Raw genomic sequence first — 22,708 nt, forward strand, 5'->3', positions numbered from 1 at the left:
GGGAGAAGCCATATGAGTGCCGGAGTAGGCGTCGATCTCGAAAACCTGTGGATCCGCTTTGGAGATTTCGTCGCCGTGCGCGATGCGAATGTGCACATCAAGGGGGGCGACTTCTTTTCGTTTCTGGGGCCGTCGGGCTGTGGCAAGACCACGATCCTGCGCGCCGTGTCCGGGTTTCTGGACCCCAGCGAAGGCAATGTGTTGATCGGGGGCAATAACATGAAGGGCATCGGGCCGAACAAACGCCCGACAGCCCTTATCTTTCAGAACCTCGCGTTGTTCCCGCTGATGAAGGTCTGGGAGAACATCACCTTTTCGATGGAGATCAAAGGGGCTTCGGCGAAGGAACGTCGCAAACGCGCCGACGAACTGCTGGATATGATCGCGCTGTCTGATCAGGGTGACAAACTGCCCAGCGAATTGTCGGGCGGTCAGCGACAGCGGGTGGCCATTGCGCGCGCGCTGTGTGCCGAACCGCATGTGCTGTTGCTGGACGAGCCCCTGTCGGCGCTGGACCTGAAGCTGCGCCAGCATATGCGCACCGAATTGCGCGAGATCCAAAAGCGTGTGGGGATCACCTTTATCTATATCACCCATGATCAGGGCGAGGCGCTGACCATGTCCGACGACATCGCCGTGATGCGCGCCGGTGTGATTGACCAGATCGGCGACGGCAAGACGATCTATAACGACCCGGCCACCGCTTTCGCAGCGTCCTTCGTGGGCGAAAACAACGTCTTTCGCGGCAAGGTGCTTGAAGTGAACGGAAATGAGGCTCTGATCCGCACCAACCGGTCAGGCGATCTGCGCTCTCGCATCTCGACTGCGAATATTGGCAAGATGAAGGTCGGGGATGATGCGATGATGTTCATCCGGCCCGAGGCGCTGGACCTTGCCCCGACCGGCACCAAGGGCGAAAACTTCGTCACCGCACAAGTCACGCATGAAGAGTTCGAAGGCAATTCCTTCAACATTTTCATGGAGGGCGACGGCGGCAAGGAAATCAAGGTCGCCATTCCGAATGTCGGTCAATCCTTTGACGACCATACCGGGCAGGCCATGACGCTGGAGTATGAGGTCGACAACGCGGTTGTCGTTCCCGCCGGCGAACTGGCGGCGGAATAGGGGGTCGTCATGCCGCGTTTCCTGAAAGAGTTTTTCAATCGGAACGGCACGTTGATGGGGTCGTTGATGCTGGGACTGGTCTTGTTCTGGACCATCGGGCTGATCATCCTGCCGCAACTGTCGATGCTCGACTTTTCGTTCCGCCCGAACCTGCCGCCGCCCGAGATCGGGGGGCCGAAAGATGTCTATACGCTTGAGAACTACAAATACCTGATCTATGGGCCGGAAGGGGGCAGTCAGGACTATAACGCGGTCGATCTGCGGGTCTTCTTTCGCACCATTGTCGCCGCAATCTGTGTCACGATTTTCAACCTGATCCTGTGTTATCCGATCGCCTATTATCTGGGGCAAACCAAGGGCAACCACATCCGCATCCTCGCGCTGATGCTGATCATCCCCTATTGGATCAACGAAATCCTGCGCGCCTTCGCGCTGCGCATCATCTTCGGGGAAAGCGGCGTTCTGAACACGATGCTTGTGGGGCTGGGGATTTTCGACACGCCGTTTGACTTCATCCGCAACGATATCGCGCTCTATGCCGGTCTTGGATACGCCTATATCCTTCTGATGATCTTCCCGATCTACAACGTGATCGAAAGTCTGGATCATAACCAGATCGAGGCCGCGCGCGACCTTGGCGCCCCGTGGTGGCGCATTCACAAGCGCGTGGTGATCCCCTATGCGAAGCCGGGGATCAGTTCAGGTTGCACGATGGTATTCATGCTGTCTGCTGGTGCGCTGGCCGCGCCGCAAATTCTGGGCGGGCCGTCGTCGCTTTGGTTCACGCAACTGATTTATCAGCAATTCAATGACAATTCGGATTGGCCGCAAGGGGCGGCCTATGCGATCGTGCTTCTGGTGACTTGTATCCTTCTGGTTCTGGCCGTGATGCGCCTGTTCAAGGTGAACATGGGGGATATCGGCAAATGAACAATCCCGTCATCCGCATCTCGATCTGGGTCTATCTGGCGATCTTCTTTGCCTATCTGCTTGGCCCGCTCGTGATCATGTCGATCACCGCCTTCAACTCGCCCAGCTTTCCGCGCGCGACCCCGTGGGAATGCCTGACGTTTGAATGGTTCTCGGCCCTGTTTCGGGACGAACGTATCCTGAACGGCATCAAGAACTCGATCCTTGTGGGTATTGGCACGATAATCTTGTCGGTGTCGATGGGGCTGGCGGGCGCGCTGATGCTGACGCAAATCTGGCCCAAGCTGCGCGCGACCTACTACACGGTCATCATCGCACCGATCCTGATCCCCGGCGTGGTGCTGGGTATTTCGACGCTGGTGTTTTGGGACCGGATCAACCGGATGCTGGGGCTGGGTGCCGATAGTGTGCTGTCGAACGGGTTGTTTTTGACCATCATCGGTCAGTCCACCTTCATCGCCAGCTATTGCATGTTGGTGCTGGTCGCGCGCTTGCAACGCTATGACCTGGCCCTGACCGAGGCCGCGCTGGACCTTGGCGCCACCCACGCCCAAGCGTTTCGCAAGATCCTTCTGCCCTTCATGCGCCCTGCGATTGCGTCGGCGGCGGTGCTGGCGTTTCTGGCGTCGTTCGAGAACTACAACACCACCACCTTCACCTTCGGGGAATACCCGACCCTGACCATCGAACTGGCGCAAAAGGTGCGTTACGGCATTACGCCCGCGATCTCGGCCTTGGCGTTTATGATCGTTGTGCTGACGGTGTTTGCGGCCCTGTTCAACGAAGCCAATATCAAGCGAAAAGAGGTGCTGGCCAAAGCGCGTCGGGAAGGGGCCACGGTGGGCGAGGTGACGGGCGGCGTCAAGCTGCCCGGGTTCTTCACGGGAAATGCGGCGGCGGTGGCGCTGGTGGTGTTTGCCATCGCGACCATTGCGGTGGTCGGCACGGCGACGGTCTATAGCCCCCAACAGTGCATCGCAAACGTGCAGGAACAGAAACGCCTTGAAACCGAACGGCGCATTCAGGAGCTGCGTGAACAGCGCAAGCGGGATGCTGAGGCGAAAGCAGCCAAGGACGCCGCCGAAGGGGCCACCACAACGGCGCCCAAACCGTCCAACAACAGCGGGTTCGGCGGGGTGTTCGCACCGGGCACATTGCAGGGGGACGACGAAACCGCACCGTCCGAAGATCAGGAACCGTCCGACAACTCGGGCTTCGGAGGTGTGTTCGATCCTACCAATATCGGGGGTGGCGACTAGCGGCGGGCCCCTGGCTTAGGGGGTCTTGGCGCGATTCGCCCTTGCCGGGCGCAAAGACACGACCGCGTCGCGCGGGCGTTAGAAGTCATCATTAAGTAGAAGTCAGAGTTCTGAATGACCCCTCAGGGTTGCTGTATGGCGTGTTTGCGAGCCCCGCGGCCCTTCCGGAGCTGATTTCGATTTGTGGCAGCAATGTGGCGTGATACAATCAATGTGTTTAAATTTAGGAGGGGGGACCATGTCTCTTGTTAACACATTAAAAGGTGTTGCGGTTACCTCCGTACTGTCAATTTTCAGTATGGTGGGCGCAGTGAATGCTGCGACGTATACGCCCGATACATTGTTGGGGTCGGCTCAACTTGGCAATTCCGGCGACGGTGATGAACTGGCTGCTCTGGCTTCAATCGCCGGTGTGGATGTCAATTCTCTTTCAATAGAGTCCAAGGATAATAGCGGCAGCTTCATGCGCGACGATGTGGGCAACTATTTCGTTGATGTCGCGCCACGCACTCCGGGGTATTTCATTTTGAAATTCGGCGTGGGTGGAACAAATGCGGTGTCGCATTATTTCTTCCAGAACATTGCGGATTTGACCAAGCTGGTCTGGACGGATGCACAGACCAATTCCTTGCTGGCGAATTGCACTAGCGATTGCCGTCTGAGTCATGTGACGCAGACCGGTGATGTGTCGCCCGTGCCGGTGCCGGCAGGTGGTGTGCTTTTGCTGACCGCTCTGGGCGGATTTGCCTTGATGCGTCGGCGCAAGACGACGGTCTGACCGACAACATCTGACATTTTGGCGCCATGGTTTGGCGTATTAAGAAAGAAGCCCCGGTGGTCTCACCGGGGCTTTTTGTTGGTGCTGAAAAAGGTCCGGGACGGCCCGGACCGATCAATCACGCATCTTCGTCTTTTTTCTTCTGTTCCGGCACGATTTCTTCACCGGTTTCCTGATCGACGACTTTCATCGACAGGCGCACCTTGCCGCGATCGTCAAAACCCAGAAGTTTGACCTTCACGTCCTGACCTTCTTTCAGAACGTCCGACGGGTGGTTCAGGCGGCGGTTTTCGATCTGGGACACGTGGACCAGACCGTCGCGCTTGCCAAAGAAGTTCACGAAGGCGCCGAAATCGACGATCTTCACGACCTTGCCGGTGTAAATCTCGCCTTCTTCCGGCTCTGCCACGATCGAATGGATCATGTCATAGGCCTTCTGGATGGCGTCGCCGTTGGGCGATGCGATCTTGATCACGCCGTCATCGTTGATGTCGACCTTGGCACCCGAGGTTTCCACGATCTCGCGGATCACCTTACCGCCCGAGCCGATCACTTCACGGATCTTGTCGGTGGGGATGTTCATGGTCTCGATGCGCGGCGCGTGTGCCGAGAACTCTTCACGGCCCGAAGACAGGGCTTTGTTCATTTCACCCAGAATGTGCAGACGGCCTTCCTTGGCTTGTGCCAGGGCTTTCTCCATGATCTCGGGCGTGATGCCTGCGACCTTGATGTCCATCTGCAAGGACGTGATGCCGTCTTCGGTGCCTGCGACTTTGAAGTCCATGTCGCCCAGATGATCTTCGTCACCCAGAATGTCGGTCAGAACAGCATACGAACCGTCGTCTTCCAGGATCAGACCCATCGCCACACCAGCGACCGGTGCTTTCAACGGAACAGCGGCGTCCATCATGGCTAACGAACCACCACAGACCGACGCCATCGAGGACGAGCCGTTCGACTCGGTGATCTCGGACACGACGCGGATGGTGTAGGGGAAGTCTGTCGGCGTCGGCAGAACCGCCTGCAGCGCACGCCAAGCCAGTTTCCCGTGACCGATTTCACGACGACCCGTGAAACCAAAACGGCCCACTTCGCCGACCGAATAGGGCGGGAAGTTATAGTGCAGCATGAAGTTCGATTTGTAGGTGCCGGTCAGCGCGTCGATCATCTGCTCGTCGTCGCCGGTGCCCAAGGTGGTCACGACCAGACCTTGCGTTTCGCCACGGGTGAACAGGGCCGAACCGTGGGTCCGGGGCAGGACGCCCACTTCCGATACGATCGGGCGGACGGTGTCCAGCGCGCGACCGTCGATGCGTTTGCCGGTTTTCACCACGTCGCCACGCACGATGGCGCTTTCCAGCTTTTTCAGCGCGGAGCCGAGATTTTCGTCTTCCTGCTGTTCTTCGGATAGCGATGCGATGATCTCGTCCTTGGCGGCAGAAAGTGCTGCGACGCGTTCCTGCTTGTCGGTGTGGCCATAGGCAGCGCGGATCTTATCCTCGCCAGCCGCTTTCACGGCCTCGTAGAGATCCGAGTAATCGGCAGGCTGGAAGTCGAACGGCTCTTTCGCGGCTTCTTCGGCCAGGTCGATGATCAGGTCGATCACCGGCTGAATTTGCTCGTGTGCGAAGTTCACGGCGCCCAGCATCTCGGCTTCGGTCAGCTCGTAAGCTTCCGATTCCACCATCATCACGGCGTCTTTGGTGCCGGCGACAACAAGGTCCAGACGTTGGTCGGGGTTGTTGCGCAGCTGGTGCATGTCGTCGCAAGTCGGGTTCAGGATGTATTCGCCATCCTCATAACCCACGCGTGCGGCAGCAATCGGACCCATGAAAGGTGCGCCCGAAATGGTCAGCGCAGCGGACGCCGCGATCATCGCGACGATGTCGGGGTCGTTGACAAGGTCGTGGCTCAGTACAGTGCAGATCACCAGAACTTCGTTTTTGAAGCCGGGCACGAACAGCGGGCGGATCGGACGGTCGATCAGACGCGATGTCAGCGTCTCTTTTTCCGTCGGACGCGCTTCGCGCTTGAAGAAGCCACCGGGGATTTTACCAGCGGCATAGTATTTTTCATTATAGTGAACCGTCAGCGGGAAGAAGTCCTGACCGGGCTTCTGTTCCTTCGCGAAGGTTACGTTGGCCATCACGGATGTTTCGCCCAGCGTGGCGATGACCGATCCGTCGGCCTGACGGGCAACCTTGCCCGTTTCCAGAGTGAGGGTTTCTTCGCCCCACTCCATCGATTTTTTAGTTACGTCAAACATCATGTTTTCCTAGCTGGAAGCGCTCCCGGCCCTCCGGGTCTTCCGTTGTCATGGTGGCCCCATTGCCACCGACCCCTCTACCTTGTCATGCGCCGGGGTCGAAGCGTCACGTCTCAGATGGGCGGTCCATAACGGAAAAACAGGTGTTTGGAAACAGGATTGTTTGTGCTCAGGCCGACGGCTTCGGGCTTTCGGTGGCGTCTCGCCGGGTCAGCTTGCCCCGTGGGAGTTTGGTGATGCCAAACGCCTTGCGTGCCGTCACCAGACGCAGGTCCTCGGGGTCCATGCCCATCGACAGGATCGTGTCGCGGTCATACCGGGCGCGGGCGGTGTCGGGATCGTGTTTTGTCCCGAACAGACGGTCGATCCAACCCATGCCGAAACTGACATGATAGGTGGCCTGGTGATCCTGGAAGTGATGCGCCAGGTGGCTGCGGGTGACGCGCTGTCCGAACCAGCCTTTCGGCACGTTCACATGCGCCAGCGTGTGGCAGTATTCATAGAACGCAAACGCGCTGACCGATCCGACGAACAGGGCGACATAGGCTGTCAGCACCGCAGGCCCCAGCCCCAGAAACGGCCACAGGATCAGGCTGTGTACCGCGAACGAGATCAGACCGAACCGCACCGGATACCAGTGGTCGCCACCGGTAAAGAACTCCGGGTCGCCGGGAAATTCGTGATGCCCGATATGGCTGCGATAAAGTTCATTGAAGACACCTTGATCGGTGGGCGGTTCGCGGTGCAGCAGAAAGCGGTGCATCGCGTATTCGACAAAGAACTGTGCCACGATGCCATAGGCAACGGCCAGCAGCAGCCATGGCGTGAACCAGAACACCAGCGCAAAAACGCCGACAAGCCAGAAGGGAAACAGCCGGTGCAGACTGCCCATGTTGATCAGAATCGCCAGCGTAGCTTTCATCTCACCCTCCGTTGATCCGCTGATCTTGACGGGGCGGCGGGGGTCGGATCAAGCAAGACCTGACGTAAAGTGACCGGTTGCCGATGCGCGCAAGAAAGAAAAAAGGGGCCGCAAAGCAGCCCCTTCGTCCGATTTTCTGGTGCGCGGCTTAGCGGCGCAGGCCCAGGCGATTGATCAGGTCCTGATAACGGGCCTCGTCTTTCGCGCGGGTGTAGTCCAGAAGTTTCCGGCGCTGAGCAACCATTTTCAGAAGACCACGGCGGCCGTGGTTGTCTTTCTTGTGGGTTTTGAAGTGTTCGGTCAGGGTCGCGATGCGCGAGGACAGGATTGCAACCTGCACTTCGGGCGAACCGGTGTCGCCGTCCTTGGTGCCGAACTCTTTGATCAGGCGGGCTTTTTCATCAGGCGTAATCGACATCGGGGTCTCCTTCATAGGTTAGGGTTGATGGCGCAGGCCGGGATGTCGTCCAGCAAGGCCCGTGGAGAGATCTGCCCACACGAGGCGAGCAGATGGAGGCGTATAGGAAGATTCCCCGCAAAACGCAAAGGAAAAAACGTTTCAAGTGTGGGATGGGCTATTGCTGCATCTCGTCGATGATCTGCTGCGCCCAGTCGCCCAAAACAGGGATGAAGTCGATGGACGCCAGCAGATACACCAGAATCGACACCAGCAAGGATGCCCCAAGAACTGATCCCAGGCCGAAGGCCAGGCCGCGATAAAGCTGAAACAGGCCAAGTTTCCAAAGGGAATCGTGCAGTTTGATAAATCGGTGATTGTTCATCCGCTCGACCTCGGCGCGCAGGGCGCGCACCTCGAAGGACAAGGCTTTTTCGCGCTCTGCCAGCTTCTTTCTGGCCTCGGTGCGCGGGTCGTCAGGTGTGTTAACCATTTGTTAACCAGTCGTTAATTTAAGTTTGTAACTACTATTTCCTAGGAGTTTGCGTCCAGTTGCCTACAATCGCAAGCGGTTGTCTGTGTCAACCTGCTCCGTGTCGAAAGGTGTTGTGCCGCGAAGCCCGCCTGTTCGGGCTGTTATGGGAAGCGAGTCGTTAAATGTTGTTTTCGTTGTTGTTTCTGGGCCTGCTGCCCGTCGCTTTCATGGCAGAGAGCTTCGCCGAGGGTCCGTCTGACGAAGAAGACGAAGAACAGGCCGGTGCTGGCACCGAACCCGACGCTGTTGCCGGCACCGGGGATTTCATTGCGGTCAGTGACGGACAATCCGACGGTGTTATGGACGAGCAGGATGTACTGCTGCCCGTCACCGGCGATCAGGTAATCCCCGGTTCCGATATCGGTTCGGCTGATACAGTCCTTGCCCCGAATGACGGGTTGGGCGATGGCGATTCCCCTCATCTTCAGGCCACGCTGCTGGATCAGCTGTTGGGAACGGAAACCGACCAGCACTATGGGCGCGAGGATATGGGGCACTTTCTGGGGGATATGGACGACATGTCGCTCACGAAGGGTGCTGACCAGATGGAACTGCCAGACGATGGTGTCGATGGCACAGGCACAGGGGTGATCGACGAGTTCCATGGCACCCCTGTTCTGCGCGACGAAGGGCAGGATGCCGTTGCCGTGGTCGACGGCGGTGATGGCGATGACACGCTGACATCAGGTGACGGCGCGGCCTACCTGTTCGGCGGCGATGGTGACGATCTGATCTCTGCCGGCGAAGGCGTGTTGGCCGGGTTCGGCGGCAGTGGCGATGACACGCTGGACGCGACACGCAGTCTTGACAGTTTTCTGGATGGCGGATCGGGCGACGACCTGTTGCTTGGCGGCGATGGTGACGATCAGTTGTTCGGGGGCGCGCATGAAGCCGCTTTGGATACGGACCAGTCCGACGATGATGTTCTGATCGGCGGGGCGGGTGATGATGCGATTTTCGGAGGTCACGGCGCCGATGTGCTGTCGGGCGGAGAGGGGAATGACGTGATCAACCACCTTGGCCACGCGATGGAACGTGGCGGGGCCGAGCGCCATGATTTCGACTGGCACATCGACGGTGATCAGGATCGGTTGGACGGCGGATTGGGCGATGACGTGCTGATCATGGACCGCAGCGATATTGCCACCGGGGGCGATGGTGAAGACGTGTTCTGGATCTACTCCGACGCGGCGGCAGGGGATGACTTTGCCGAGGTGATGGATTTCGTCCCCGGTCAGGATTTCCTGCGGGTGTCACTGGACCCGGAACAGGATCCGAAATCGTTGGAATATGATGTTCAACCATCCGACACGGGCGAGGATGGCGTCGTGACTGTGAACGGAGAGATCGTCGCCGTCTTGCGGGGTGCGCCGGGTGCCAGCGTTCACGACGTCTATGTCGAGGTTGTTCCAAACGTGCTGGGGTGATTGTGGCAGCCTGTCGCGCGCCGGTTCAGAACCAGGGCTGCGGCTGCTGTGCATATGCGATGTATAGCGGGTGCTTTGGGTGCCCATCCTTGGTCAAGCCCAGATGAAAGACGGGCCGGCCTGTCTTGCGCAACAGCGTTTCAACCTGTGCACCGCGGTCCAAATGTGCGCCATGGGTGCCCCACCCGCAAATGATCTGATCGGCCCAGGGGCAACTGTCGGCAATGGCCGCGTCATTGGCTGTTCCGACCGGATCGGCGGCGGCACGCATGTTGCGCGGGTCGGTGTCGCGCCAGGCAAAGATATTGGTGACACGAAACGCCCCAAACCCAAGCGTGCGCGCACGTCGTTCGCAGCGTTCGACGGTCGGGTCGTTCTGCACCTCGGTCGCGGTTGAGGGGTTGAGCATGATGAACAACGCCTTGCGCCCAGCCGGATCCCAGGTGCGGGTCAGTTGATAGCGATATTTCTCGCAATCCGAATAGACGGCAATGGAATGGGCATCGCCCTTCTGGAACGCGCGCGTAATCATGGCGGCGTTTTGAAGGGTGTTGGCGCCATTGGCAAGCCCTTGCACCAACGCGTGTTTGATCACAGACTGGTCCCATAAGGAAAGGGCACCCCATGCTGATCGCCGAAATTATCCGCAAGAAACGAGACGGGCAGACTTTGCACACGGACGAGATTGCCGAAATGGTGCAGGGCATTTCGGATGGCGGCGCAAGTGACGCCCAGATCGCGGCTTTTGCCATGGCCGTGCTGCTGAACGGCATGGACAGGAACGAAGCTGCGGCCCTGACCATGGCAATGCGCGACAGCGGGGATGTGTTTGACTGGGCGCATTTGCCTGGCCCGGTGGTGGACAAGCATTCAACCGGGGGCGTCGGCGACAATGTCAGCCTGATGCTGGCGCCGATCGTGGCGGCCTGCGGGGCTTATGTGCCGATGATCTCGGGCCGGGGGCTTGGGCATACGGGCGGCACGCTTGACAAGATGGAAGCGATTCCGGGCTATGTGGCGACGCCGGACAACGACCTGTTCTCGAATGTGGTTGCGGAGATTGGCTGCGCCATCATCGGGCAGACCACGCATCTGGCGCCTGCCGACAAGCGGTTTTACGGCATCCGCGATGTGACCGCGACGGTGGAGAGCATCCCGCTCATCACCGCCTCGATCCTGTCGAAGAAGCTGGCCGCCGGGCTTGGGTCGCTGGTGATGGACGTGAAGTTCGGCAATGGTGCGTTCATGGCGGATTTCGACAAGGCGCGTGAACTGGCGCTGTCGATCACCGGTGTCGCACAGACCGCCGGATTGCCGTGCCATGCGCTGCTGACCGATATGAACCAACCCTTGGCAGATGCAGCCGGAAACGCGGTCGAGGTCACGAATGCCGTCGAATTTCTGACCGGTACCCGTCGCGAGGGGCGGTTGACCGAGGTGGTCATCGCCCTGTGCGGCGAAATGCTTGTCACGGCGGGGATCGAGAATGACCGAAACCGCGCGCGCGACTTGGCGCTGAGCGCGCTTGAAGATGGCCGCGCCGCCGAGAGGTTTGGCAAGATGGTCGCAGCCCTTGGTGGCCCCGCGGATTTCATGGAAAACCACGCTGCCCACTTGCCGCAAGCAGCCCTGCAACGCGCGGTGCCCGCCCCAGACGCGGGGTTCGTCCGCGCGATTGAAACCCGTAATGTCGGGCTTGCCGTGGTCGAGCTTGGCGGCGGGCGGCGCGTGTCAAGCGACTCGGTCAACCCGGCGGTTGGTCTGACGGCCCTTCTGCCTGTCGGGGCCGAAGTTGCGAAAGGTGATCCGCTGGCGCTTGTTCATGCCGACAGCGAAGATGCGGCGGATCAGGCGCAGGCCACCCTTCTGGCGGCCTATGAAATCGGTGCGCAGCCCGAGGCGCAGGCCGTCCTGCGCGAGATCATCGAGTAAGTCGGGTGGCGATTACTGATTGAACACGCGCGACGGGTGCAATTCGCCCGCGCGATATATGCCGACAGCTACGGCCTTGCCGTCGTGCGAGGCCCACGCCTCGTCGCCATATTCGACATCTGACGCGATCACCATGCCAGGGTTGCCGTGGCGCAGACGCGCGGCACCTTCGTCGGTTGTTTTCAGTTCGGGAAGATCAGCCAATCCATCCTCAAGCGGGCGCAGATAGATGTCAAGCTCGCCGGTTTTGGCCAGCTTCTCGACCAGATCAAGGCTGACGCCATCCTCGGCATCGAAGGGGCCGGACCAGATGCGGCGCAGCTCGCGGACGTGACCCAGGCACCCCAGCGCCTCGCCCAGATCGCGGGCAATGGACCGGACATAGCCGCCTTTGCCGCAGGTCATCTCCAGCGTCACGTGATCGGCGTCAGGACGGTCGATCATCGCCAAGTCTTCCACCCACAGGGGACGGGCAGCGATGTCCACATCCTCGCCATCGCGGGCGAGCTTGTAAGCCCGTTCGCCGTCGATTTTCACAGCCGAGAACTTGGGTGGCACCTGCATGATTTGCCCGGTGAACTGGCCCAAGGCGGCCTGAATGTCATCATCAGACGGACGCAGATCGCTTTCGGCGATGACCTCGCCTTCGGTGTCATCCGTGTTTGTGGCTTGACCCAGCCGGACGGTGAACACATAGGCTTTCAGCGCGTCGGTGATATAGGGCACGGTTTTCGTGGCCTCGCCCAGCGCAACCGCCAGAACGCCGGTGGCTTCGGGGTCCAGCGTGCCGGCATGACCGGCCTTCTTGGCGTCCATCGCCCAGCGCACCTTGTTCACCACGGCGTTCGAACTGACACCGGCGGGTTTGTCCACGACCAGCCAGCCGTGAATGTCCCGCCCCTTTTTGCTGCGTCCCATCAGGTGTCCTCCGACCCGTCCTCGTCATCCTTTGCGCGCAGGTCGCGCTGCACGCGTTCCTGTGACAAGAGGCGGTTGGTCTGGTCCATCTGGTCAAAGGTCTCGTCGACCATGAAACGCAAGTCGGGCGTGTGCTTGATCTTCAGCGCCTTGCCCAGAATGCGGCGCAGTTCGCCCTTGTTGCGGGCCAGCGCCTTGATCGCCAGATCGCCATCCTTGCCGCCAAGGGGCAGGGCGAACACGGTCGCGATGCTCAGGTCCGGTGTCACGCGCACCTCGCCAATCGTGATCGACATGCGACCCAGATCGGGGTCGTGCACGTCGCCACGCATCAGGGCTTCGGACAGGGTCCGGCGGATCAGCTCGGCGATGCGCAGCTGTCGCTGCGTCGGGCCGGCGGTGTCTTGAAAACGGTTCTTTGCCATGAAGGCCATGTATGCCCGATTGCGCGCCTTCGCAACAGGCTTTGCCAAGATGGGGCAAGCGCGCTAGACAACGATGAAGCGAAGGAGACACAGATGAGCGAATTGCCGGGCATTGTGGTGATGGGCGCGTCGGGCCGGATGGGTCAGATGCTGATCCGTGAAATCAACGCACAGGATGGCGCGCGGCTGGTGGGCGCGTTGGAGCGTCCGGGGCACGATTGGATCGGGCAGGATGTGGGGGCCTGCATGGGCGGGCAGCCGCTGGGCGTTATCGTGTCCGACGATTCGTTGGAAACGATGGCAAAAGCGCAGGCGGTCATTGATTTCACTGCGCCTGCTGCCACCGTCGCGATGGCCGAGATTGCGGCACAGGCGCGGGCTGTTCATGTGATTGGGACGACCGGGCTTAGCGATGATGATCTGGCGAAGCTGGCGCTTGCCGGGCGACACTCGACCATCGTGCGCGCGGGCAATATGAGCCTTGGTGTGAACCTTCTGGTGCAGCTGACGCGCAAGGTGGCCGCGGCGCTGGACGAAGATTTTGACATCGAGATTATCGAGGCGCATCACCATCACAAGGTGGATGCCCCATCCGGCACGGCGCTGATGCTGGGCGAAGCTGCCGCCGAAGGACGCGGCGTTGATCTGGCGGACGTGTCGGATCGGGGCCGGGACGGGATAACCGGGGCGCGCAATCGTGGTGACATTGGTTTTCATGCCGTGCGCGGTGGCGACATCGTGGGCGAACATGACGTGATGTTTGCGGCGCCGGGTGAACGGATCGTGTTGCGCCACCTTGCGACGGATCGTGCGATCTTTGCCCGTGGCGCGGTCAAGGCCGCCCTATGGGGGCAGGGCAAGAAACCCGGCGAATACGACATGATGGATGTGCTGGGGCTGTGACCCGCAAGGGTGTCGATCAGAAGTCGATCGCGATGCCCTTTTTCTCCCAATCGCCATAGCGGACCGGTTCGGGACCGTCGCGACCGCCGTATTCCTTGGGGCGGGCTTTTGCCTCGGCCTCGGCTTTCTTGCGACGCTCTTTGGCTTCGGCAAGGGCGCGTTGAGCGGCGGGCGGCAGGTCGCGCTTTTCCGCTTCGGGCTTTGACGGCGTGTCGGACATGGGCCTGATCCTTGTGGCTTTCCGTGCCATGATATAGGTCGCGCGAAGGTAAAACGCAAAGGGGTGCCGATGGGCAAAGTTCTGGACCCGCGCCATATCGCGGTTGATCTGTTGGGGGATGTTCTGGATGAACACCGCCTGCTGTCCGAGGCATTGCCAAAACGGCTGGCGAAAGCCGCACCCGAAGATCGCGCCCGTGCCCAGCGTCTGACCCTTCTGGCGCTGCGAAATATGGACCGGGCCGACCGCATGTTGGGGCCGCATCTGAAAAAGCGCCCCCCGGCGCGAGTGTTGAACATTCTGCGGCTGGGTGTGGCCGAGATATGCACCGGCGGGGCTGCGCATGGTGTGGTGAATGACCTCGTGGCCGCGACCCGCGCCACGCGCGAGACCGAGCGCATGTCGGGCTTGGTCAACGCCGTGTTGCGCAAGGTCGATGGCGAGAAGGGCAAGTGGGACAGCCTGCCCATTCCGCGCTTGCCGAAATGGCTGCGCAAACCGCTGATCGCTGACTATGGCAAAGCGCAGGTTGAAGCGATCGAGGCGGTGCAGGCGTTGGCCCCTCCGCTTGATCTGACCGCGAAAGGCGATGCCGCCGAACTGGCCAAGCGGCTTGGCGGGACGCTGTTGCCGACCGGATCGGTGCGCTTGCAGGACGCCGGGCAGGTGACAGCACTGGACGGGTACGAGGCTGGCGATTGGTGGGTGCAGGATGCGTCAGCCGCTTTGCCCGCGAAGGTTCTGGCGCCGAAAGTCGGCGACCGCGTTCTGGATATGTGCGCCGCCCCCGGTGGCAAGACCTTGCAACTGGCCGCGATGGGCGCGGATGTGACCGCGCTGGACGTGTCCGAGGAGCGGATGAAACGGGTTGCCGAGAACCTTGAGCGCAGCGGGTTGGCCGCGCGGGTCGTGGTCGGCGACGCGCTGGAGTTCGATGAACCTCAGTTCGACGCGATCCTGCTGGACGCCCCATGCACAGCCACGGGCACGATCCGCAGGCACCCTGATTTGCCTCACGCCAAGGATGGCAGCGACTTTCCCGGCCTGTTCGAGTTGCAGGAATATATGATCGACCGCGCAACTGGGCTGTTGAAGCCCGGCGGGCGGCTGGTCTTTTGCACCTGTAGCCTTCTGATCGACGAGGGCGAAGAGCAGGTGCGTGATGCGCTGGGCCGCCATGACCACATTCAGCTTGATCTGGACGCACTGCACCTGCCGGGAATCGACGACGACTGGATCGGCCCCGAAGGTCTGCGCATCATGCCGCATTTCAACGCGGATCTTGGCGGGATGGACGGTTTTTTCATCACGGCATTTCGCAAAACCTGACGTGCATTGCCACAATTCGCCGATGACTCTCGTCATGCGGGTCTGTATGCTTTTCCCAAGGCCCCCGCCAGAGGGGTATGAGTTCAACACAGTTGGATGATTGAGGCGAGGCGTCCCAGTGGTGCATCAAGACGGATTTTCCGGGTTCCGAACCCGTTTTGCGAATCGCTTTCAGGCAAAGCGTGCCGCACGTGCGCGGCCTGCCACCGGGTTCGTATCGCAGCCCGAACCCCGCACCATCGGCGCCTTTGCGCGCGGTAAGCAGTTGATTGCGGGCAACTATCTGTTTGCCGGGCATCTGGTGAATGCACCGGACAAGGGGTTATGGGATGTAACGCCGCCCAGTCAGGGATTTTCCGAGGAAACGCAAGGCTTTGTCTGGCTGGACGATCTGGCCAGCGTCGGTGATGGCGAGGCGCGCAGGCGTGCCCAGGTCTGGCTGCTCGGCTGGATCAAACGCTATGGCAAAGGGGATGGCGACGGGTGGACGCCGGATCTGACCGGGCGGCGGCTGATCCGTTGGATCAACCACGCGATTTTCCTGATGGCGGGGATGACGCCCGACGAAAGCCGCGCCTTCTTTCGGTCGCTGGGCCAGCAGACGATCTTTCTGTCGCGCAGGTGGCACGCCGCAACCCCCGGTCTGCCCCGGTTCGAGGCATTGACCGGCCTGATCTATGCCGGGCTGGGGCTTGAGGGGATGGAACGCCATGTCGGCCCCGCCGTGAAAGCCCTTGCGCGGGAATGTGCCGACCAGATCGACGCCGAGGGCGGGATACCCACCCGCAACCCCGAGGAATTGCTGGATGTTTTCACGCTTCTGAACTGGGCCGCGCAAGCCCTGTCTGAAAGCGGGCGTCAGGTCGCCCCCGCGCATATGGGGGCGATCGAGCGGATCGCACCGACCCTGCGCGCACTCAGGCATGCTGACGGCGGGTTGGCACGGTTCCACGGCGGCGGGCGCGGGCTTGAGGGGCGATTGGACCACGCGCTTGCAACATCTGGCGTGCGGGCGGGGCCTTCGACCGGGCTTGCGATGGGCTATACCCGGCTCAGCGCGGGACGGACCAGCCTGATCATGGACACCGCGCGGCCCCCGACCGGGCTTGCGTCTGCGAACGCCCATGCCTCGACGCTTGCGTTTGAACTGACTTCGGGGCGGCGACCATTGATCGTGAATTGCGGGTCGGGCGCGCATTTCGGGGCGGACTGGCACAAGGCCGGACGCGCCACGCCGTCGCATTCGGTGTTGGGGCTGGCGGGCCTGTCGTCGTCGCGGCTGGGGGCTGCGCAGAATTATGGCGGCGGGGCAAAGGTGTTTCTGACCTCGACCCCGGCAGAGGTTCATTTGCAACGACAGGATGACGCCAATGGCGCGACCATTGTTGCGGCGCATGACGGCTATATCAACAGTCACGGCCTGACCCATATGCGCCAGATCGAGCTGAGCCAGAACGGCCGCGGCGTCTCGGGCGAAGACACGCTGGCGGCTGTGTCCGATGCTGATCAGGCGCGGTTTGATCGCGCGATGGATCAGGTGGCGCTGCAAGGCATCCCGTTTCACATCAGGTTCCATCTGCACCCTGATGTGGATGCGACGCTTGATCTGGGCGGCACGGCGGTGTCCATGGCGCTGAGGTCCGGGGAAATCTGGGTGTTTCGCTTCGAAGGTCGTGGCGAATTGACGCTGGAGGGCAGCGTTTATCTGGAAAAGACGCGGTTGAAGCCGCGCAAATCAAAACAAGTGGTTCTATCTGGCGTCGCAATGGATTATGCGACACGCATCCGCTGGACGCTGGCCAAGGCGCAGGAAACCCCATCGGTTTTGCGTGACCTTGAACGCGGTGACACGGCGGAGCTGCCAAGTTAAGAGCCAAAGGGGCCTACAGCCATGACCGACCTTCATCCCGTGCGCCGCGCGCTGATTTCCGTATCTGACAAGACCGGCCTGATTGATCTGGGCCAATCGCTGGAAGCGCGTGGGATTGAGATCCTGTCCACCGGCGGGACCGCCCAGGCGTTGCGCGATGCAGGTGTGGCCGTGAAAGACGTGGCCGAGGTCACGGACTTCCCCGAGATGATGGATGGTCGCGTCAAAACCCTGCATCCGATGGTGCATGGTGGCCTGTTGGCGCTGCGCGACAATGACGATCATGTTGCAGCGATGGAGGAGCACGGCATTTGGGCGATCGACCTGCTGGTGGTGAACCTCTATCCGTTTGAAGCGACGGTTGCGTCGGGCGCCGACTATGACACCTGTATCGAAAATATCGACATTGGCGGGCCTGCGATGATCCGTGCCGCTGCCAAGAACCACGCCTTTGTAAGCGTCGTTGTCGATGTGGAAGATTACTCCAAGCTGTTGGGCGATCTGGACCAGCACGATGGATCGACCTGCCCAAAACTTCGCAAGAAACTGGCGCAGAAAGCCTATGCCCGCACGGCGGCCTATGACGCGGCGGTGTCGAATTGGATGGCCGGCGCGCTTGACCTGAAAGCCCCCCATCGACGTGCTTTCGCGGGCGAATGGAAGCAGACGCTGCGCTATGGTGAAAACAGCCACCAGCAGGCGGCATTCTATACCGATGGGTCGAACCGCCCCGGCGTGGCAACCGCAGAGCAATTGCAGGGTAAGGAGCTCAGCTACAACAACATCAACGACACGGACGCGGCGTTTGAATTGGTGGCCGAGTTTGACCCAACCGACAGCCCCGCCGTGGCGATCATCAAGCACGCCAACCCCTGTGGCGTGGCGTTGGGTGACACGCTAGCAGACGCCTATCAGAAAGCCTTCGACTGCGACCGCACCTCGGCCTTCGGGGGGATCGTGGCGCTGAATCAGCCGCTGGATGCCGAGACCGCTTCCAAGATCACCGAGATCTTCACCGAGGTGGTGATTGCCCCCGGTGCCTCGGACGAAGCGCGCGAAATCTTTGCCGCCAAGAAGAACCTGCGTCTGTTGCTGACCGATGGTCTGCCGGACCCGCGCGAACCGCTGACGGCGTTCAAACAGGTGTCGGGCGGCTTGCTGGTGCAGGATAAAGACGTGGGCCATGTCGGGCTGGACGACCTGAAGGTCGTGACCGAAAAGGCCCCGACGGACGAGCAGTTGCGCGATCTTCTGTTTGCCTGGAAGGTCGGCAAGCATGTCAAATCGAACGCCATCGTCTATGTGAAAGACCGCGCCACGGTGGGCGTGGGCGCGGGGCAGATGAGCCGCCTGGACAGCGCCAATGTTGCCGCCGCCAAGGCGCAGCGCATGGCGGATGAGCTGGGTCTGCCTGACAGCCTGGCCAAAGGGTCCGCCGTGGCATCGGATGCGTTCTTTCCGTTCCCGGATGGGCTTTTGGAAGCCGCAGCCGCAGGCGCAACATGCGTTATCCAGCCGGGTGGGTCGATGCGCGATGACGAGGTGATCGCCGCTGCCAACGACGCAGGGCTTGCCATGGTGTTCACCGGCATGCGCCATTTCCGGCACTGACCTGACCATGCGCGCGTTGCTGATAGCGGCCATTCTGGCCTTCGCTCTGGATCAGGGCACCAAGTATCACGCGCTTTACGTGCTTGAACTGGACCGCGTCGGCGTGGTCCAGATCTGGCCGCCTTATCTGGTCTATCAGATGGCGTGGAACACGGGCGTGAATTTCGGCCTGTTCGGGTCGGACGCTGCAACGATGCGCTGGGTCTTGGTGGGTCTCAGCCTGGTGATTTCGGCCTGGGTTCTTCTCTGGGTGCGCAAAGAGCAACTGGGTCGACTGGCGAATATCTCAGCGGGCCTGCTGGTCGGTGGCGCGCTGGGCAATGCGGTGGACCGTATCTTTTACGGGGCCGTGGTGGATTTTCTGAACATGTCCTGCTGCGGTATCCAGAACCCCTTTTCGTTCAACGTGGCCGACATTTTTGTCTTTGCAGGGGCGATTGGTCTGGTTCTCTTCTCATCCACGAAGAAGACCCCGTGACGCGCGTTTCCAGATGGGCTAAGAAGCGGTAGGAAACGAGGGTTATTTCGACACATGCGCTTTTCATCCGTTAAACTTCTGGCCGCTTTGTGCATCGGTGTTTTTCTGACTGCCTGCTCGAAAAACGAGCCGAGCCTGATGAACCTGAGGGCCAGCCAATCCGGCCCGGATGAATTTGCCATCTTGCCGACAAAACCCCTGCAAGAGCCGACGAGCTATTCCGAGCTGCCGACGCCCACGCCGGGCGGCACCAACATCACTGACCCGACGCCCAATGCAGATGCCATTGCCGCGCTGGGGGGGCAGTTGCGCGGATCGGGTCTGCGCGGTGGCGAAGGGGCGCTGGTCACGGCGGCCAGCCGCTATGGCGTCTCGTCCGGCATTCGCAGCCAACTGGCCGCCGAAGACCTGACCTGGCGGCAGGAAAATCGCGGCAAACTGCTTGAACGGCTGTTCAACGTGAACGTCTATTACAGCGCCTATGAAGCGCAGGAGCTTGACCAGCATCGCGAACTTGAACGCCTGCGCCGTTTGGGGATCTGGACGCCCGCCGCCCCACCCAATCCGGCAGCCGCGCAGTGATTTCGGGGCCGCCTGGCCTCCGTTTCGTTTTCTGATCCACTGCGATCACAACTCTGTTTGCGCAGGTTGAAGCCCGCGCGATCACGCGTAACTTGATCACGAACAGACAGGAGTTTCAGATGCGGTTTCTGATTGCGGCTTTTCTGGCCTTCGGCCTGGGCACCCCGGCTTTTTCCAAGGATGGTGTCACCGATTTCAAACTGGACAATGGGCTTGAGGTCGTGGTGATCGAAGATCATCGCGCGCCGGTCGTCGTGCATATGTTGTGGTATCGCGCGGGTGCGGCGGACGAGGAACCCGGCGTGTCGGGCATCGCGCATTTTCTGGAACACCTGTTGTTCAAGGCCACCGACAACATGGAAGCTGGCGAGCTGAGTCGCGTCGTTGCCGAAAATGGCGGGTCCGATAATGCGTTCACATCGCAGGACTACACCGCGTATTTCCAACGTGTTGCCGCGGATCGTCTGGGCCTGATGATGCAGATGGAAGCCGACAGGATGCGCAACCTGCGGCTGACCGAAGACGACATCGCCACCGAACGCAACGTCATATTGGAAGAACGTGCCCAACGCACAGACAGCGACCCTGGCGCGCTGTTTCACGAGCAGATGAATGCGGCGGCTTATCTGAACCATCCTTACGGCACTCCGATCATCGGTTGGCGACACGAGGCGGCGAAGCTGTCGCGCGCAGATGCGCTGGCGTTTTATGAACGTTTCTATGCCCCCAACAATGCGATTTTGATTGTTGCGGGTGACGTGACTCCGGACGAGGTGCGCGCGCTGGCGCAGGAATATTACGGACCCCTGAAACCTACACCCGGCCTGACCGAACGCGAGCGCCGCGCCGAGCCGCCGCAACTGGCCGAGCGTCGAGTGCGATTCGAAGACCCGCGTGTGTCTCAACCCTATGTCTATCGACAGTATGCGGCCCCTGAACGTGATCCAGGCGCGCAGGAGCAGGCGGCCGCGCTTGTCTATCTGGCCGAGATACTGGGCGGCAACGGGGCAACATCCGTTCTGGGGCGGGCGCTGCAATTTGACAACCCGATCGCCGTCTATGCCGGGGCGGCCTATGGATCGGTCATGCTGGACGACACCGAGTTTTCGCTGGTCGTCTATCCCAAACAGGGCGTCAGCCTGGCCGAGGCCGAAGCCGCGCTGGACGAAGAGATTGCCAAGTTTCTGGAAACCGGCATCGACCCGGAACAGTTCGAACGCATCAAGTTCCAGGTCCGCGCCGATCAGATCTATGCGCAAGACAGTGCGATGTCGCGCGCACAGCGATATGGCCGTGCGCTGACCGCGGGTCTGACGATAGATGACGTGCAGGCTTGGCCTGACATATTGCAGGCGGTCACACCCGAACAGGTGATGCAGGCCGCGCGTCAGATTTTTGACGATCGCCGAAGCGTCACCGGTTGGCTGGTTCCCGAAGGCGGAGAGGAAATGAAATGATGCGCCTGATCTATGCTTTTGTCACGCTGTTGATCGTGACCTTCCCCGCCCGCGCCGAGATCGCGATACAGGAAATCACCACGCCCACCGGCATCAATGCCTGGTTGGTCGAAGAACACAGCCTGCCCTTCACCGCGCTGGAAATTCGCTTTCAGGGTGGCACGTCTCTGGATCGACCCGGGAAACGTGGCGCGGTGAATTTCATGGTGGGTCTTTTGGAAGAAGGGGCAGGTGATCTGGATGCGCGCGGCTTTGCCGAGGCGCGCGAAAGCCTGGCGGCCTCTTTCCGTTTTGGGGCCTATGGGGATGCGATCACGGTCTCGGCGCAGTTTCTGAGTGAAAACCGCGCCGAGGCGATGCAGCTTTTGCACAGCGCCCTGACCGAACCGCGCTTTGACGACAGCGCGATAGAACGTGTGCGCGCGCAAATCATGTCGCATCTGGCGTCGCGTGCGACCGACCCCAATGCGATTGCTGGCGAAACATGGGACCGCATGGCCTATGGCGATCATCCTTATGGCAGCTATCGGGTCGGCACACCGGACAGCGTGGCCGCCCTGACACGGGACGATCTTGTGTCCGCTTTCAGAGACGCGCTGGCGCTGGATCGGATCTATGTTGCGGCCGTTGGGGACATCATGGCGGATGAGTTGAGCCAGCTTCTGGATGAACTGTTCGACGGGTTGCCCCCCACGGGGGCACCCCTGCCACCACGGGCCGAGTTTGCCTTGACAGGCGGCACAACCGTGGTGCCGTTCGACACGCCGCAATCGGTTGCGATGTTCGGGCATATCGGCATCGCGCGCGATGATCCGGATTTCTTCGCCGCTTTTGTCCTGAACGAGGTTCTGGGCGGGCGCGGTTCAAATTCGCGCCTGATGCAGGAGGTGCGGGAAAAACGCGGGCTGACCTATGGGGTGGGGACGTTCCTTGCTAATGCCGACCTGTCCGACACGATCATGGGACATTTCTCAAGCCAGAACGGGTCAATGGGTGAAGCGATTGAGGTCGTGCAGAGCGAATGGGCGAAAATGGCGGCCGAGGGGATCACGCAGGAAGAACTGACTGCCGCGCAGACCTATCTGACGGGATCGTATCCGTTGCGGTTCGACGGCAATGCCAACATCGCCAATATCATGGTGTCGATGCAGATGGAGGGCTTGCCGGTCGACTATATCGCCACGCGAAACGATCAGGTGATGGCCGTGACGCTTGAGGATACCACGCGCGTCGCCAAGCGTCTGTATGACCCCGATGCGCTGCATTTCGTGGTGGTCGGACAGCCCGAGGGCGTCGTTTCAAATTGAACGCAGGTCGGGGATGCACCGGACATTTCGCAATGGT

22 protein-coding genes are annotated in these 22,708 nt (G+C 60.7%); 14 read left to right on the plus strand and 8 right to left on the minus strand.

The genetic code is table 11. The features are described from left to right. Window positions 1-12: 12 nt before the first annotated feature. The 4 genes from MUY21_RS15290 (at window position 13) to MUY21_RS15305 (ending at window position 4,092) form a co-directional block, all read left to right on the plus strand. Complete coding sequence (locus MUY21_RS15290; RefSeq protein ID WP_248411161.1) at window positions 13-1,125, plus strand: ABC transporter ATP-binding protein; 1,113 nt, start codon at window positions 13-15, stop codon at window positions 1,123-1,125. A 9-nt stretch (window positions 1,126-1,134) separates the two neighbouring features. Beyond that, complete coding sequence (locus MUY21_RS15295; protein ID WP_248411162.1) at window positions 1,135-2,055, plus strand: ABC transporter permease; 921 nt, start codon at window positions 1,135-1,137, stop codon at window positions 2,053-2,055. Beyond that, window positions 2,052-3,314, plus strand: a complete 1,263-nt coding sequence (locus MUY21_RS15300) for an ABC transporter permease (protein ID WP_248411163.1) — start codon at window positions 2,052-2,054, stop codon at window positions 3,312-3,314. Before MUY21_RS15295 ends, MUY21_RS15300 begins: the two co-directional genes overlap by 4 nt. Before the next feature lie 238 nt (window positions 3,315-3,552). Continuing rightward, the gene (locus MUY21_RS15305; protein ID WP_248411164.1) at window positions 3,553-4,092 is read left to right on the plus strand and encodes a VPLPA-CTERM sorting domain-containing protein; all 540 of its coding nucleotides are present in this window, start codon (window positions 3,553-3,555) and stop codon (window positions 4,090-4,092) included. Between the two features lie 118 nt (window positions 4,093-4,210). Here MUY21_RS15305 and pnp read toward each other — a convergent pair whose 3' ends face one another. The 4 genes from pnp to MUY21_RS15325 form a co-directional block, all read right to left on the minus strand. Continuing rightward, complete coding sequence (pnp, locus tag MUY21_RS15310) at window positions 4,211-6,358, minus strand: polyribonucleotide nucleotidyltransferase (RefSeq protein WP_248411165.1); 2,148 nt, start codon at window positions 6,356-6,358, stop codon at window positions 4,211-4,213. A gap of 169 nt (window positions 6,359-6,527) precedes the next feature. Then, window positions 6,528-7,280 (minus strand): sterol desaturase family protein, encoded by a 753-nt coding sequence (locus tag MUY21_RS15315; RefSeq protein ID WP_248411166.1) that lies wholly within the window; start codon window positions 7,278-7,280, stop codon window positions 6,528-6,530. A gap of 148 nt (window positions 7,281-7,428) precedes the next feature. Further along, a complete protein-coding gene (gene rpsO / locus MUY21_RS15320; RefSeq protein WP_191287470.1) occupies window positions 7,429-7,698 on the minus strand; it encodes a 30S ribosomal protein S15 in 270 nt (89 codons plus the stop codon). Window positions 7,699-7,855: 157 nt separating this feature from the next. Further along, window positions 7,856-8,170: a DUF5665 domain-containing protein gene (locus MUY21_RS15325; RefSeq protein ID WP_229836930.1), complete on the minus strand. Its 315-nt coding sequence runs from the start codon at window positions 8,168-8,170 to the stop codon at window positions 7,856-7,858. Window positions 8,171-8,334: 164 nt separating this feature from the next. On the opposite strand from MUY21_RS15325, the gene MUY21_RS15330 reads away from it, so the two are divergent. Continuing rightward, the gene (locus MUY21_RS15330; protein WP_248411167.1) at window positions 8,335-9,639 is read left to right on the plus strand and encodes a hypothetical protein; all 1,305 of its coding nucleotides are present in this window, start codon (window positions 8,335-8,337) and stop codon (window positions 9,637-9,639) included. Between the two features lie 25 nt (window positions 9,640-9,664). On the opposite strand, the gene MUY21_RS15335 is transcribed toward MUY21_RS15330, so the two are convergent. Next, on the minus strand, window positions 9,665-10,171 hold the full coding sequence (locus MUY21_RS15335) for a DUF1643 domain-containing protein (RefSeq protein ID WP_248411209.1): 507 nt from the start codon (window positions 10,169-10,171) through the stop codon (window positions 9,665-9,667). A gap of 92 nt (window positions 10,172-10,263) precedes the next feature. On the opposite strand from MUY21_RS15335, the gene deoA reads away from it, so the two are divergent. After that, the gene (deoA, locus tag MUY21_RS15340; RefSeq protein ID WP_248411168.1) at window positions 10,264-11,571 is read left to right on the plus strand and encodes a thymidine phosphorylase; all 1,308 of its coding nucleotides are present in this window, start codon (window positions 10,264-10,266) and stop codon (window positions 11,569-11,571) included. Window positions 11,572-11,583: 12 nt separating this feature from the next. On the opposite strand, the gene truB is transcribed toward deoA, so the two are convergent. Further along, complete coding sequence (truB, locus tag MUY21_RS15345) at window positions 11,584-12,489, minus strand: tRNA pseudouridine(55) synthase TruB (protein WP_248411169.1); 906 nt, start codon at window positions 12,487-12,489, stop codon at window positions 11,584-11,586. After that, the gene (rbfA, locus tag MUY21_RS15350) at window positions 12,489-12,914 is read right to left on the minus strand and encodes a 30S ribosome-binding factor RbfA (protein WP_248411170.1); all 426 of its coding nucleotides are present in this window, start codon (window positions 12,912-12,914) and stop codon (window positions 12,489-12,491) included. The genes truB and rbfA overlap by 1 nt, the downstream gene beginning before the upstream one ends. 93 nt (window positions 12,915-13,007) lie before the next feature. On the opposite strand from rbfA, the gene dapB reads away from it, so the two are divergent. Beyond that, complete coding sequence (gene dapB / locus MUY21_RS15355; protein ID WP_248411171.1) at window positions 13,008-13,817, plus strand: 4-hydroxy-tetrahydrodipicolinate reductase; 810 nt, start codon at window positions 13,008-13,010, stop codon at window positions 13,815-13,817. Window positions 13,818-13,833: 16 nt separating this feature from the next. On the opposite strand, the gene MUY21_RS15360 is transcribed toward dapB, so the two are convergent. Continuing rightward, on the minus strand, window positions 13,834-14,037 hold the full coding sequence (locus MUY21_RS15360) for a DUF1674 domain-containing protein (protein ID WP_248411172.1): 204 nt from the start codon (window positions 14,035-14,037) through the stop codon (window positions 13,834-13,836). 69 nt (window positions 14,038-14,106) lie between these two features. Between MUY21_RS15360 and MUY21_RS15365 the strand changes: the two genes are divergently transcribed. The 7 genes from MUY21_RS15365 (at window position 14,107) to MUY21_RS15395 (ending at window position 22,671) form a co-directional block, all read left to right on the plus strand. Beyond that, window positions 14,107-15,366 carry an RsmB/NOP family class I SAM-dependent RNA methyltransferase gene (locus tag MUY21_RS15365; protein ID WP_248411173.1) on the plus strand — a complete coding sequence of 420 codons (1,260 nt, stop codon included), beginning with the start codon at window positions 14,107-14,109 and terminating at the stop codon, window positions 15,364-15,366. Window positions 15,367-15,484: 118 nt separating this feature from the next. After that, window positions 15,485-17,236, plus strand: a complete 1,752-nt coding sequence (locus tag MUY21_RS15370) for a heparinase II/III family protein (protein WP_248411174.1) — start codon at window positions 15,485-15,487, stop codon at window positions 17,234-17,236. Window positions 17,237-17,257: 21 nt separating this feature from the next. After that, entirely contained in the window at window positions 17,258-18,847 is a 1,590-nt protein-coding gene (gene purH / locus MUY21_RS15375; protein ID WP_248411175.1) for a bifunctional phosphoribosylaminoimidazolecarboxamide formyltransferase/IMP cyclohydrolase, read from the plus strand. A gap of 7 nt (window positions 18,848-18,854) precedes the next feature. Beyond that, on the plus strand, window positions 18,855-19,325 hold the full coding sequence (gene lspA / locus MUY21_RS15380) for a signal peptidase II (RefSeq protein ID WP_248411176.1): 471 nt from the start codon (window positions 18,855-18,857) through the stop codon (window positions 19,323-19,325). A gap of 54 nt (window positions 19,326-19,379) precedes the next feature. Next, complete coding sequence (locus tag MUY21_RS15385) at window positions 19,380-19,907, plus strand: DUF3035 domain-containing protein (RefSeq protein WP_248411177.1); 528 nt, start codon at window positions 19,380-19,382, stop codon at window positions 19,905-19,907. A gap of 119 nt (window positions 19,908-20,026) precedes the next feature. After that, window positions 20,027-21,364: a pitrilysin family protein gene (locus tag MUY21_RS15390; protein WP_248411178.1), complete on the plus strand. Its 1,338-nt coding sequence runs from the start codon at window positions 20,027-20,029 to the stop codon at window positions 21,362-21,364. Next, entirely contained in the window at window positions 21,361-22,671 is a 1,311-nt protein-coding gene (locus MUY21_RS15395) for a pitrilysin family protein (RefSeq protein WP_248411179.1), read from the plus strand. Before MUY21_RS15390 ends, MUY21_RS15395 begins: the two co-directional genes overlap by 4 nt. The last annotated feature ends 37 nt before the right edge of the window (window positions 22,672-22,708 follow it).

This window comes from Aliiroseovarius sp. S2029, from assembly GCF_023195575.1.
Classification (GTDB): Bacteria; Pseudomonadota; Alphaproteobacteria; order Rhodobacterales; family Rhodobacteraceae; genus Aliiroseovarius; species Aliiroseovarius zhejiangensis.